The organism is Frankia sp. Mgl5, assembly GCF_023242985.1.
Lineage (GTDB): Bacteria > Actinomycetota > Actinomycetes > Frankiales > Frankiaceae > Parafrankia > Parafrankia soli.
Genome location: NZ_JALKFY010000005.1, coordinates 92442 through 105205 on the forward strand (window position 1 = coordinate 92442; position 12764 = coordinate 105205).

Below are 12764 nucleotides of genomic sequence, written 5' to 3' on the forward strand. Positions count from 1 at the left end.
ACAGCGCCGGCCGGGGCGGCGATGGCCGGGGCGGGGACGGCCGGCTGGCCCTGCCGACGGAGCCGAGCGTCGACGACGTGCGCGCGGCGGTGCGGGCGTGGGTGTCCGAACACGTGCCGGCCGCCTGGCGTGAGGCGGCCGCCCGCGGCGGCGCGCCGGCGATCCGCGAGGTGCGCACCCGGGCCGACTACGAGCGGTGGTACCCGGTGTTCGGCAGGTCGGGGCTGGTGGCCCCCACCTGGGAACCGGCCTACGGCGGGCTGGGCCTGTCCGCGGATCTCGCGCGGGCCGCCGAGGCGGAGCTCGCGCGGTTCAACCTCGGCCGGCTGAACCCGCTGGGCCTGGCCAACGCCGCACCGGCGCTGTTCGCCCACGGCGACGAGCGGCAACGGCTGCGGTACCTGCCACCGATCGTGCGCAACGAGGAGTTCTGGTGCCAGCTCTTCTCCGAGCCGGGCGCCGGTTCGGACCTGGCATCGCTGGCGACCAGGGCCGTCCGCGACGGCGACTCCTGGATCGTCACCGGGCAGAAGGTCTGGACCACCTGGGGATTCAAGGCCGACTTCGGCGTGCTGCTCGCGCGCACCGATCCCGACGCGCCCAAGCGCGCCGGCATCACCTACTTCCTGCTCGACATGCGTCAGCCCGGCGTGGACGTCCGGCCGCTGCGGCACATCACCGGCGAGGTGGACTTCTGCGAGGTCTTCCTGGACGACGCGGTGGTGCCCGACAGCCAGCGGGTCGGCCGGGTGGGGGACGGTTGGCGGGTGGCCGGCGTGACGCTGTCCGGTGAGCGGCAGATGGTCTCGGGCGCGGGTTCGGGGGGAGTCGACCGAATCGGCGGCTCGGGCATCGCGCACCTGATCCGGCTGGCCCGCCGGATCAGCGCCGAGGGCCGGCCCGGCGGGTGGGACGACCCGGTTGTCCGGCAGGAGATCGTCCGGCTCTACAGCGAGGAGCGCATCCGGGGCTGGACGAACGAACGGGTCCGTGACCGGCTGCGCGCCGGGCTGCCTCCGGGGCCGGAGAGCTCGATCGGCAAGGTGCACCAGGGCACCCTGAACCAGCGCATGCAGGCCCTCGCCGTCGACCTGCTCGGCCCGTTCGGTGCGGCCTGGGAGAGCGACGCCACCGAGTACGCGCGGTCGCTTCCGCACGAGGTGCGGGGGATGCTGCGCAGCCGCGCGAACACGATCGAGGGAGGCACCACCGAGGTGAACAAGAACATCCTCGCCGAGCGGGTGCTCGGGCTGCCCCGTGAGCCTGACGAGCACCGGGGCCGGCCCTGGCGCGACGTCCCCCGGAGCTGACGTGGCGGACAGGCTTCTCCTCGAGCGCCATGGCCCGGTCGGCTGGCTCATCTTCAACAGACCCGAGGTCGGAAATGCGATGGATTCCGAGATGCTCAGCGCACTCCCGCTCGCCTGGGCCCAGCTCGACGCCGATCCCGCGGTCCGGGTCATCGTCAACACCGGGGCGGGGGAACGGTTCCAGACCGGTCTCGACGTCGTCCAGCTCAGCCGGGATCCGGCGGCGCTGCGCGAGCACTCGCGGCAGACCAGGCGCGCCGCGCTGAAGCTGACCGCCTGGCAGGTCGGGGTCTCCAAGCCCGTGATCGCCGCGGTGAACGGGCTGTGCGCCGGTGGTGGGCTGCACTTCGTGGCCGACGCCGACATCGTCATCGCCGCCTCCGACGCGGAGTTCACCGACCCGCACGTCTCGGTCGGTCAGGCGACGGCGTTCGAGGGGATAGCCCTCAGCCGCCGGATGGCCGCCGAGACGGTGCTGCGGATGGCGCTGGCCGGCGGGCACGAACGGCTCGGCGCGGCCCGCGCCCACCAGCTCGGGATGCTCAGCGAGATCGTCGATCCGCCGGACCGGCTGCGTGAGCGGGCGCAGCGGCTCGCCGAGACGATCGCCACGAACTCGCCGGCGGCCATGGCGGCCACCAAACGGGCGCTGTGGGGCGCGCTGGAAGCCGGTCTCACCGACGCCTGCCGGGCCGGCGCGAACGAGCTGATGGGCATGTGGGGCCACCCCGACCAGATCGAGGGCCCCAACGCCTTCGCCGAGCGGCGTGAGCCGCGGTGGGCGCCGCCCCCGGCCGCGCCGACTGCCGGGACGCCGGATCAAGGCGGGCCCGTCGAGGTCGGCAGGGCAGGTCGCGCGACGAGTAACAGGAAGACAGCCCGGTGACCTATTCGGCCTTCGAGACGTTGATCGTCGAGCGGCGCGGGCCGGTCGGCTGGCTGATCAACAATCGGCCCCGGCAGCTCAACGCGATGAGCAGCCTGATGCGCGACGAGTTCGCCACCGCGTGGACCGAGCTGGACGCCGACCCGGAGGTGAAGGTGATCGTCCACACCGGGGAGGGGCGCGCCTTCCAGACCGGGGTGGACATGACCGAGCTCGCCACCGACGGCCTCGGTATGGAGCGTTACCGGGCCTCCGTGGAGGCGATGGACCTGCACTTCACCGCCTGGCACCAGAAGGTACGCAAGCCGGTGATCGCCGCGGTGAACGGTCTGTGCGCGGGCGGCGGCTTCCACTTCGTCGCGGACGCCGACATCGTCATCGCCGCCTCCGACGCGCAGTTCTTCGACCCGCACACCTCGGCCGGCCAGGTCGTCGCGTTCGAGGTGATCGCCCTGCTGCGCAAGATGCCGTTCGAGCCGGTGATGCGGATGGCCCTGGTCGGCCGGCACGAGCGGATGCCCGCCGCGCGTGCCTACGAGCTGGGGATGGTCAGCGAGGTCGTCGACCCGCCGGAGAAGCTGCGGGAACGTGCCGGCGAGCTCGCCGAGACGATCGCACGGAACTCGCCGACCGCGATGCGGGCGACGAAGCGGGCGCTGTGGGGCGCGCTGGAGAACGGCCTGACCGAGGCGTGCCGGGCCGGGGCGGACGAGCTCGTGTCCGTGTGGGGGCACCCCGACCAGCAGGAGGGCCCGCGGGCGTTCGTCGAGCGCCGTGACCCCGCCTGGGTGCCGCTCGCCGCCGAGGACGCACCGTCGCACGCCTCGGCCGGCGGCACCGAGGGGAAGGGACGGGCGTGAGGCTCACCGATCTGCTCGACGATCGCCCGGACGACACCACGACCGTCGCCGTGTACTGCGACGACCGGGAGGTCACCCGGGCGGGCCTGCGCGGTGGGGCGCGGGCGCTCGCGCGGGTGCTGATCGCGGCCGGGGTCCGGCCCGGGCAGGCCGTCGGCGTCATGCTGCCCAACGGGCCCGAGGTCGTCGCGGCGATGTTCGGCGTCTGGACGGCCGGCGCGGTCCACGTCCCGCTCAACCCGCGCCAGGGCCCGGACGAGCTCCGGCACGTCACCGAGTCCGTCCGGCCGGCGGCGCTGGTCGTCGCCGCCGGGTCGGCGGCCCGCGCCCGGGAGCTGCGTTCGCTCGGCCTGCCGACGATCACGAGCCACGGCGACCTGGGCTGGCGGGCCGACACGACGGCGGCACACCCGGCCGGGCGGGAACCCGCGTGTTATGACAGCGACATCGCTCTGGTCCAGTTCACCTCCGGCACCACCGGTCGGCCCCGGCCGGTGCTGCTGAGCCATTCCGGGTACCTCGCCCTGCTCGAGCCGGTCCTGCGCAAGCTGGTGGGCGGGTCCGCGCCGGGCATCGCCGCCCGCCGCGCGCCGATGCCGAACCTGATCCCGACCTCGATGGCACTGTCCGCGGGCATCTACAACGTGCTGTTCGCCTTCCGGGTCGGCGCGCCGGTGGTGATCCTCCCGCGGTTCACGACGGCGGGCTTCGCGGCCGCGGTGGCACGCCACCGGATCCGTTCCACGGTGCTGCCGCCGGCCGCGATGACCATGCTGACCGACGATCCGGCGATCGGGACGCTGGCGCCGCTGCGCTACGTGCGGGGCATCACCGCGCCCCTGTCGCCGTTCCAGGCGCGCCGTTTCCGGGACCGCTTCGACGTGACCGTCCTGAACTGCTACGGGCAGACCGAGATCGGCGGCGAGATCGTCGGCTGGAACGCGGCCGACGCGCGGGAGTACGGCGAGGGCAAGCTGGGGGCGGTCGGCCGACCGCACGAGGGGGTCGCGCTGCGGGTGGTGGGCCCGGACGGCACCGAGCTCGGCGCGGACGGGTCGGGCGAGCTGTACGTCCGGACCCCGGCGGTGTCGGCCGGCTACGCCGACGGGTCGGGCCTGGGTGACCGGGTCACTCCCGATGGCTGGTTCCGCACCGGCGACGTCGCCCGGATCGACGCCGACGGTTTCCTCTGGATCGAGGGCCGCGTCTCCGACATGATCAACAGAGGTGGTCTGAAGGTCTTCCCCGCGGAGGTCGAGGAGGTTCTCCGGCTCGCGGCCGGGGTCGCCGACTGCGCGGTCGTCGGAGTCCCGGACGACCGGCTGGGGGAGGTGCCCTGGGCCTTTGTGGTCCCCGCGGCCGGCGCCCAGCCCGTCCCCGACGCCCTCGCCGCGCTGATGCGCACACATCTCGCGCCGTACAAGGTGCCGGTCCGGTTCGTGCTGGTCGACGAGCTGCCCCGCACCGAGGTCGGCAAGGTCCGCGCGGTGGATCTCGTCGCGCTCGCGACGGCCCGGTGACCCCTCGGACCCGACCCGGTTGCTCGACGGACAGGAGAAATCATGCGTGAGGCGGTCATCTGTGAACCGGTGCGTACCGCGGTCGGACGCTACGGCGGCGCTCTCGCGGCGCTGAGCGCGCAGGCGCTCGGCACGGCCGTGCTGCGCGGGCTGCTGGACCGGACCGGCCTGCGGTCAGCGGACATCGATGACGTGATCTTCGGGTCGTGCTACCCGACGATGGAGGCACCCGCGCTGGGCCGGGTGGTCGCCCTGGACGCCGGCCTCGACGTCACCGTCGCGGGCCTGCAGCTCGACCGCCGCTGCGGATCGGGCGTGCAGGCGGTCGCGACGGCCGCGATGCAGGTACAGACCGGAGTGGCGGACGTCGTGATCGCCGGGGGAGCGGAGAGCATGAGCAACGCCCCCTTCTACTCGACCCGGATGCGCCGGGGGTCGGGCGGCGGGGACATCACGCTGCACGACGCCCTGGCCCGCGGCCGGGTGACCGCGGGCGGCGCGAACTTCCCCGTCCCGGGCGGGATGATCGAGACTGCCGAGAACCTGCGGCGGGAGTACGGGATCTCGCGCGCCGAGCAGGACGAGTTCGCGCTGCGGTCGCATGTCCACGCCGTGGAAGCGCAGACCGCCGGCCGGTTCGCGGACGAGATCGTGCCGGTGTCGGTGCCGAGCCGCACCGGCCCGGTCGTGGTGGACGTCGACGAGCATCCCCGCGCCGACGCCAGGCTCCGCACGCTCGCCGCGCTGCGCCCGATCATGGGCCGGACCGATCCGGAGGCCACGGTCACCGCGGGCAACTCCAGCGGGCAGAACGACGGGGCGTCGGCGTGTGTCGTCACCCATCCGGAGGCGGCGGAGCGGCTGGGCCTGCGTCCGCTCGCCCGGCTGGTGAGCTGGGCGGTCGCCGGTGTGGAACCGGCGAGAATGGGGATCGGGCCCGTGCCGGCCACGGCGAAGGCACTGGAGCGGGCGAGTCTGAAGCTCGCCGACATCGACCTGATCGAGCTCAACGAGGCCTTCGCGGCCCAGGTGCTCGCGTGCATCCGGGAGTGGGGCTTCGTGACCGCGGACCTGGACCGGTTCAACGTCAACGGCTCCGGGATCTCCCTCGGCCATCCCGTCGCCGCGACCGGTGGCCGGATCCTCGCGACCCTGCTGCACGAGATGGAGCGCCGGGACGCGCGCTACGGGCTGGAGACCCTGTGCATCGGCGGCGGCCAGGGAATCGCCGCGATCTTCGAACGGGTCGGCTGACCGGGGGCGGGGCCGCCCAGACCTGGGATGGCCCCGCCCGCCCCGCCCATTGGCCGTCACCGGACGCCGGCGTCGCGCAGGAGCTGACGGGCGATCACGATCTGCTGGATCTGGCTCGTGCCCTCGTAGATCCGGAACAGCCGGGCGTCACGGTAGAAGCGCTCGACCGGGACTCCGCGCATGTAGCCCGCCCCGCCGTGGATCTGCACCGCCCGGTCGGCGACCCGCCCGACCGCCTCGGAGGCGAAGTACTTCGCGCACGAGGGGCCGATCCGGGTGTCGCTGCCGTCGTCGAACCGGGCGGCCACGTCGACGACGAGCGCCCGCGCCGCGTAGAGGTCGGTGGCGGAGTCGGCGAGCAGTCCCTGCACGAGCTGGTGGGTACCGATCACGCCGCCGCCCTGCACCCTGGTCGCGGCATAGGACACGGACTCGTCGACCAGCCGCTGGGCCAGCCCGACGCACAGCGCGGCGATGTGGATCCGGCCGTGGGCCAGGCAGCGCATCGCGGTCGCGTAGCCGCGGCCCACCCCGTCCTCGCCGCCGATCACCGCCGACGCCGGGACCCGCACGTCGGCCAGCAGGACGTCCGCCGTCCACGCGCCCGCCTGGCCCATCTTGTGGTCCTTCGGGCCGACGCTCAGCCCCGGCGCGTCGCGTTCCACCATGAACGCCGTGATGCCGTGCCCGCCCTCGGCACCGGGGTCGGTGCGGGCGAAGACCATGAAGACGTCGGCCAGCGGCGCGTTGGTGATGAAGCGCTTGGCGCCGTTGACCACCCACTCGTCGCCGTCGCGGCGCGCGGATGTCGCCAGGCCCGCGGGGTCGGAGCCGGCGTTCTCCTCGGTGAGGGCGAACGCGGCCGTCCACTCGCCCGAGGCGATCAGCGGCAGGTAGGCCTTCTTCTGTTCCTGGGTCGCGCCCTCGAGCAGGACGTGGCCGGCGATGCCGTTGTTGGTCCCGAACATCGAGCGGAAGGCCGGTGTGGTGTAGCCCAGCTCGAAGACGAGCTGGACCTCGGCGCTCATGTCCAGCCCCAGGCCGCCGTACTCCTCGGGGACGGCGAACCCGAACAGGCCCATCGCCGCCGCCGCACGGCGCAGGTCGGGCGGGATCGCGTCGGTCCGCTCGATCTCCGCCTCCGCCGGGACCACGCGCTCGCGCACGAAACGCCGGGTCGAGGCGATGACCTGCCGCACATCATCATCGAGCACGAGATCTCCATCCAGGTCTGGTCCGCTCACGGTCCACGGCCCACGGCCCACGGTCGGCGGGCCGGATGAGCGTCCCGCCGCCCGCCACCCGTGTCCATCGACCGTGGGCCGTGGGCCGTGGGCCGTGGACCGTGGACCGTGTCGACACCGGCCCAATAACCGCATACTTTATCTAATCTGAGCATGCGGTCGCTCCCTCGGCGGTCGCGCCGGCCGAGGCGACCATGGGACGGGCAACGTATGGATCTTCCAGCCGTGGGACCGGCGCGGAGGGCGGCGAGACGACCGGCGTCATGGCCGGCGTACGGGTCGTCGAACTCGCCTCCTGGGTCTTCGTCCCCACCGCCGGGGCGGTGCTGGCGCAGTGGGGGGCCGACGTGATCAAAATCGAGCACCCCTGGCTCGTCGGCCAGGCGACACGCCCGGCCCCGGCGGGCGGTTCGCCCGACCCGCTGGATGAACTGCTGGAGCGGGCGAACCGTGGCAAGAGGAGCATCGCGCTCGACATCACCCAGGCCCCGGGGCGCCGGGTGCTCCGGGGTCTCGCCAGCCGCGCGGACGTCTTTCTCACGGACTGGCCGGACGAGGTCCGCCGGCGGGAACAGGTGGACGTCGCGGACCTGCGCGCCTGGAACGAGCAGGTCATCTACGCCCACGGGGCCGGTGTGCCGCTCGACGACGCCCCCGGGCGGTTTGAGCGCGCCGAGACCGCCCGGACCTCGCCGGTGGACCGGACGGCTCCCGTCGGGCCGCCTGCCGCCGGGGCCGCCGACGAGACGGTGGACGTCCCGCGCTCGCTCAGCTCGGTGGCCCGCCTGCTCGCGGTCGGGGACCGCACGGCCGGTGCGCTGCTGGCCGGTGGCATCGCCGGGGCGCTCTACGACCGGGAACGGAGCGGCCGTGCGCGGGTCGTGGAGGTCTCGCTGAAGGCGTGCGCGGCCTTCCTCGCACACTGAGCGAGCCGCCGCGGGGCCGACGTCTAGACCGGGAGGAGCCGCGCGACCCGTTCGCGGTGCTGCGCCGGGTCGCCGAACATCAGCCGGGCGCTGGACGCCCGCTTGAAGTACAGATGGGCCGGGTGCTCCCAGGTGAAGCCGATCCCGCCGTGGATCTGGATGTTCTCCGCCGCGGCATGCAGGTAGGCGTCGGAGCAGTAGGCCGCCGCGAGGCTGGCGACGAGTGGCAGCTCGGGGTCGCCCGCCGCGGCCGCCGCGGCCTCATACGCGGCGGACCGGGCGCACTCGACCTCGATCAGCACATCGGCGCACTTGTGCTTGACGGCCTGGAAGGACCCGATCGGGCGGCCGAACTGCATCCTCGACCGCGCGTACCCGACAGCCATCTCCAGCACTCGGGCGGCGCCCCCCGTCTGCTCCGCCGCGAGGGCGACGAGGGCACGCTGGAAGCCCTGCTCCACGGCGGCCCAGCCCGCGCCGTCCGAGCCGAGCAACCGGGCGTCCACCGCGTCGAGGTCCAACCGGGCCTGCCGGCGGGTCTGGTCCAGCGTCGCGAGCGGCGTGCGCCGCAGCCCGGCCGCCGTCGCGTCGACCGCGAACAGGCCTGTCCCGGCCGGCGTGCGGGCCGCGATCACGAGCAGGTCGGTGGAACACCCGTCGAGCACGAACATCTTGGTGCCGTCCAGGCGCCAGCTCTCGCCGGCCCGCGTCGCCCTGGTCCGCAGGACGTCCTCCTCCCAGCGGCCGTCCGCCTCGGTGACGGCGAGCGTGGCGATCCGCCGGCCGCCGGCGATGCCGGGGAGCAGATCGGCGCAGGCGGCGGTGTCACCCGTGGCGAGGATGGCCTGGCCTGCCGTCACTGTGGCGAGGAAGGGCCCGCAGAACAGGACGCGGCCCATCTCCTCGAAGACGACCGCCAGCTCCGCGAAGCCGAACCCGGCCCCGCCGTACTCCTCGGGAATGGCCAGACCCAGCAGGCCGAGCTGCTGCGCCAACACGGCCCACACCGCGGGGTCATAGCCGGAGGCGGTCTCCATCTGGGTGCGTACCGCGTGCTCCGACGACGAGTCCTCGAGGAAGGAGCGTACGGCCGCGCGCAGTTCCTCGCGCTCCTCGGTGAACGGCGAGCTCATCGAAACTCCCGAATGTTCGGATGGCGGTCCGCTGGGGCCTCCAGCGGGGTGAGAACATGATCCGTGGCGGCCGCTGCTTCCTCTGGGGTCGGCCCGGTGCGCACGACTGGCGGCGAATTCATGGTGTTGATCGGTTCCGCTCGATATGGTACTGCTGAAAACGGCGCCCACGCATCCGACATTGCCGAGGAGGCGCCGGAGGGTTGCCGGCCGTGAACACCAAGGTTTACACGCATGAGTTCATCGACATCAAAGGCGCGAACCGCGCGAACTACGTCCACCATATGACGGCGAACTGGAGTCCGATAGCACAGGAGGAGCGCAACCAGCTGTGCTACGGGGTGTGGGGCGTCGTGGGGACGACCGGCCGGTGGCCACAGGTCGTCAACCTCTGGGAGGAGGACGGTTTCGACGGGCTGGCCGCGGGTCTGCGGCACGAGACATCGAGCGCTTCGTTCCAGGATCCAAAGCTGGAGAAATGGTGGCAGGAGGCCGCCGAGTACCGCTCCGGCGGACTCGACCGTGTACTGATTCCCGCCCCGTGGTCCCGGACGATCTCGGAGCTTTGCGTGGCGGGTGTGTGGGGCGAGGTCTACGCCCATGAGATGGTCAGGGTACCGCGCGGTACGGCGGAAAGTTTTCTGTCGATCATCGCGGAGGAAACGGTTCCCGTCTATGCGGGGCATGGCTGGCAGCTCGTCGGCGCATTCAGGACGGCGTTGGCCGACGATTCGGAGTGTGTGCTCGTCTGGGCGATCCCGAACTGGGGGGCCTGGGCCGATCTGGAGAAGGCGCTGGACATGCCCGGGTCGGCCGCCAACCGGTGGCGGCGGCGGCTCTGGGAGGTCAGCGAGTCGTCGAGCCGTCTGCTCATGCGCGACGCTCCGCTCTCTCCGCTGCGTCTCGGCCGGCAGCCGGCGAGGGCCGACCGGCACGAGGGCTGGAGTGATCTCTGAGGCGGCCGTCCACGGGATCCGCCCTCCCTTCCGTGTCCGCGAGCCCCGGTGGCCGCCGGGATCGCGTGGCCGGCCGTCGCTGTGACAGCCACCGGTAGCGGTGGTCGACGGCCCGACATCAACCTTCTATGATTTTGTATAAATTATCCTAGCAGTATCGCGGGGAGTTGGAATGTCGCTGGGGGACCTGCTGCGACGCCTCGGCGTCGGGTACCTGCTCTGCCCACCCACCGGCCCGACGGCCGGCGACGTTCCCGGGATTCGGCTCCATGTGGCACCCGACCTCGCCAGCGCCCGGCTCGTCGCCGAGGCCGAGGGGACGATGGGCGGCGGGCTCGGCGCGGTTCTCGACCGGGACGTGCTCACCCTCGCCTCCCGGCCCGTCCCGGCCGCCAGGCGGGAGCCCGTGCCGGCAGGGGCTCCCGCCGAGCTGGAGACCCTGGTGAGGGACGCCCGCCGGCGCGGCCGGGGGACCCTGAGCGTCCGGCTCGGGTTCGACCCGGCCGCGCCGGCAGTGGCGAACGGGGCGGACGGGTCCGTCACGCCCGCCACTGCCGGGCGTGACCCGTCCCTGGCGGCCCTCCTGGCCACGTTCGACGGCGACACCGCGCCCCCGGCGCCCGGTGCCGGCCGATTCGACGTCGACCTCGTCCTGGCCGGCCGCGGCGTCGTCCGGGCAGGGGCGCAGGACGCGCTGCGCTCCTTCGCCGAAGCGACCGGCCTGGGGGTCCTCAACACCTTCACGGCCAAGGGGCTCTTCCGCTGGGACAGCCCGTTCCACCTGGGTACCGGATGCCTGCAGGAACGGGACCTGGACCTGGCCCTGGCCGGGGCTGGGGCTGGGGTCGGGGCTGGGGCTGGGGCTGGGGCGGGGCCGACGGGGCTCGTGGCCGCCGTCGGCGTGGACGCCGACGAGTGCCCCGAAGCCCTGCTGCGCGCGGCCGGCGTGCGCCCGGAACAACTGCTCCACCTGGGCCTGGACGACCTCGTCCGGGGGGCGGTCGGCGTTCGCTCCAGGACCGCGGTGGGCGGTGCGCGACCGCGGCTCTACCGCGAGCTCGCGGCGGTGGTCCAGCCGCTGTACGGGCGCGAGGACGCCCCGCTCAACCCGGCCCGCGCGGCGGCCGACGTCGCGGCGGTCCTCCCCGGGGAAGCGGCGGTCTGGACCGAGCCCGGGAGGGCCGCGATGTGGCTGGCGCGCGCGCTGCCGACGACGCGGCTCGGCAGCGCGCGGGTCCCCGCGGCCGGCAGCGCGGGCGTCGCGGTCGCCGGGGCGCTCGGCGCCGTCCTGCGCACGGGCGGCGTCGGGGTGGCCGTCGTCGACACCCCGCCCCGGGACGGGGCCGTCGCCGCCCTGGTCGAGTGGGCGTCGCGCCTCGCCGGCACCCTGGTGGTCGAGGTGTGGGGCGACGGCGGCGCCCCGCGGTCGGCCGCGCAGCACCGCGACCACCTTGCCGCCGCGCTGGCCCGGCCGGGTGTCCACGTGATCGAGGTGCCCGTGGACTTCGCCCCGACGGCCGCGCTGGTCGACGTGTGCGGTCCGCTCGTCGCCTGGCCGGGGGGGAGCGCCACGCGCGAGAATCGGTGACCGGGAACCAAGCCCATGGCCGGTTCGAGGCCGGTGGAAGGCCCGGGTCGGATGGAGGCACCCGGCGCCGGCGGCGCCCGGGCACGGCCCGCGACGCGCGACGGCACCGGCGCGACAGCACCGGGTCGAGCACACCGACGTGCGATGGACAGGATGGTTGCCATGGATATTTCCGGAGTTGGCATCTGGAGCCAGCAGCTGCGGTGGGGGGATCAGGCCGAGGTGGCCGACGCGGCGGCGGAGCTGGAGGAGCTGGGCTACCGCGCGCTGTGGATTCCCGACGTCGGGGGCCCGGTGTTCGAGGCCGTCGAGGCACTGCTGGCGGCGACCCGGTCGGTGACAGTGGCCACCGGCATCCTCAACCTGTGGATGCACAGCCCGGCGGACACGGCCGCGGGATACGCCACGCTCACGGCCGCCCACGGAGACCGCTTCCTGATGGGCGTCGGGGTGAGCCACGCACCGCTGGTCGACGCGTCGGAACCCGGTCGCTACCGCCGGCCGCTGGCGGCCATGACGGCGTTCCTCGACGGGCTGGACAAGGCCGACCAGCCGGTCCCACCCGAGCGCCGCGTGCTGGCCGCGCTCGGCCCCAGGATGCTCCAGCTGGCCGGAAGCCGGGCGCGCGGAGTACATCCGTATCTCGTGACGCCCGAGCACACCCGGCAGGCACGCGAGAGCCTGGGAGCCGGGCCCCTCGTGCTCCCCGAGCAGACGGTGATCCTCACCACCGACGCCGACGAGGCCCACGCGATCGGCCGGGACTGGTTGCGCGGGTACCTGGGGCTGCCGAACTACGCGAACAACATCCGCAGGCTCGGCTTCACCGACGACGACGTCGCGGACGCCAGCGACCGGCTCTTCGACGCCCTGATCGCCTGGGGGGACGAGGACGCGATCCGGCGCCGGGTCGACGAACACCGGGCCGCCGGTGCCGACCACGTCTGCCTCCAGGTGCTCACCGCCGACCCGAAGGCCTTTCCGCGCGAGCAGTGGCGCCGGCTCGCTCCCGCGCTCCGGTAGGCCGGCGGCCGCCCGGCTGCCCGACCCTTTCTCCCTGGTCCAGGCACTGGCCAGGCCACCCGGT

At 73.7% G+C, this 12764-nt stretch carries 11 protein-coding genes; 9 read left to right on the forward strand and 2 right to left on the reverse strand.

The window, feature by feature from the left end; all coding sequences use genetic code 11:
- Positions 1–44 precede the first annotated feature (44 nt).
- Genes MXD62_RS03990 through MXD62_RS04010 form a run of 5 tightly spaced genes read left to right on the forward strand, consistent with a single transcriptional unit; the run spans position 45 to position 5830 of the window.
- A complete protein-coding gene (locus MXD62_RS03990; RefSeq protein WP_368862311.1) occupies positions 45–1310 on the forward strand; it encodes an acyl-CoA dehydrogenase family protein in 1266 nt (421 codons plus the stop codon).
- Position 1311: 1 nt separating this feature from the next.
- Complete coding sequence (locus MXD62_RS03995) at positions 1312–2196, forward strand: enoyl-CoA hydratase/isomerase family protein (RefSeq protein ID WP_248828062.1); 885 nt, start codon at positions 1312–1314, stop codon at positions 2194–2196.
- Positions 2193–3056 (forward strand): enoyl-CoA hydratase/isomerase family protein, encoded by an 864-nt coding sequence (locus tag MXD62_RS04000; protein WP_248828063.1) that lies wholly within the window; start codon positions 2193–2195, stop codon positions 3054–3056. Before MXD62_RS03995 ends, MXD62_RS04000 begins: the two co-directional genes overlap by 4 nt.
- Positions 3053–4576, forward strand: a complete 1524-nt coding sequence (locus MXD62_RS04005) for a class I adenylate-forming enzyme family protein (protein WP_248828064.1) — start codon at positions 3053–3055, stop codon at positions 4574–4576. Before MXD62_RS04000 ends, MXD62_RS04005 begins: the two co-directional genes overlap by 4 nt.
- A 42-nt stretch (positions 4577–4618) precedes the next feature.
- Positions 4619–5830, forward strand: coding sequence for an acetyl-CoA C-acetyltransferase (locus tag MXD62_RS04010; protein ID WP_248828065.1), 1212 nt, complete (start codon positions 4619–4621; stop codon positions 5828–5830).
- Positions 5831–5886: 56 nt separating this feature from the next.
- On the opposite strand, the gene MXD62_RS04015 is transcribed toward MXD62_RS04010, so the two are convergent.
- Complete coding sequence (locus MXD62_RS04015; protein ID WP_248828066.1) at positions 5887–7044, reverse strand: acyl-CoA dehydrogenase family protein; 1158 nt, start codon at positions 7042–7044, stop codon at positions 5887–5889.
- Between the two features lie 224 nt (positions 7045–7268).
- Between MXD62_RS04015 and MXD62_RS04020 the strand changes: the two genes are divergently transcribed.
- The gene (locus MXD62_RS04020) at positions 7269–8000 is read left to right on the forward strand and encodes a CoA transferase (RefSeq protein ID WP_248828067.1); all 732 of its coding nucleotides are present in this window, start codon (positions 7269–7271) and stop codon (positions 7998–8000) included.
- 23 nt (positions 8001–8023) lie between these two features.
- Here MXD62_RS04020 and MXD62_RS04025 read toward each other — a convergent pair whose 3' ends face one another.
- Positions 8024–9133 (reverse strand): acyl-CoA dehydrogenase family protein, encoded by a 1110-nt coding sequence (locus MXD62_RS04025; RefSeq protein WP_248828068.1) that lies wholly within the window; start codon positions 9131–9133, stop codon positions 8024–8026.
- A gap of 212 nt (positions 9134–9345) precedes the next feature.
- On the opposite strand from MXD62_RS04025, the gene MXD62_RS04030 reads away from it, so the two are divergent.
- The 3 genes from MXD62_RS04030 to MXD62_RS04040 all read left to right on the forward strand — a co-directional run bounded on the left by MXD62_RS04030 (position 9346) and on the right by MXD62_RS04040 (position 12700).
- The gene (locus tag MXD62_RS04030) at positions 9346–10089 is read left to right on the forward strand and encodes an NIPSNAP family containing protein (RefSeq protein WP_248828069.1); all 744 of its coding nucleotides are present in this window, start codon (positions 9346–9348) and stop codon (positions 10087–10089) included.
- A 172-nt stretch (positions 10090–10261) separates the two neighbouring features.
- Entirely contained in the window at positions 10262–11677 is a 1416-nt protein-coding gene (locus MXD62_RS04035; protein ID WP_248828070.1) for a thiamine pyrophosphate-binding protein, read from the forward strand.
- Positions 11678–11839: 162 nt separating this feature from the next.
- The gene (locus MXD62_RS04040; RefSeq protein WP_248828071.1) at positions 11840–12700 is read left to right on the forward strand and encodes an LLM class F420-dependent oxidoreductase; all 861 of its coding nucleotides are present in this window, start codon (positions 11840–11842) and stop codon (positions 12698–12700) included.
- The last annotated feature ends 64 nt before the right edge of the window (positions 12701–12764 follow it).

Excerpts from the sequence above, each read along its gene's own strand:
- MXD62_RS04010 (WP_248828065.1), top strand. The coding sequence starts at position 4,619 with ATGCGTGAGGCGGTCATCTGTGAACCGGTGCGTACCGCGGTCGGACGC.
- MXD62_RS04020 (WP_248828067.1), top strand. The coding sequence starts at position 7,269 with ATGGGACGGGCAACGTATGGATCTTCCAGCCGTGGGACCGGCGCGGAG.
- MXD62_RS04025 (WP_248828068.1), bottom strand. The coding sequence starts at position 9,133 with ATGAGCTCGCCGTTCACCGAGGAGCGCGAGGAACTGCGCGCGGCCGTA.
- MXD62_RS04035 (WP_248828070.1), top strand. The coding sequence starts at position 10,262 with ATGTCGCTGGGGGACCTGCTGCGACGCCTCGGCGTCGGGTACCTGCTC.
- MXD62_RS04040 (WP_248828071.1), top strand. The coding sequence starts at position 11,840 with ATGGATATTTCCGGAGTTGGCATCTGGAGCCAGCAGCTGCGGTGGGGG.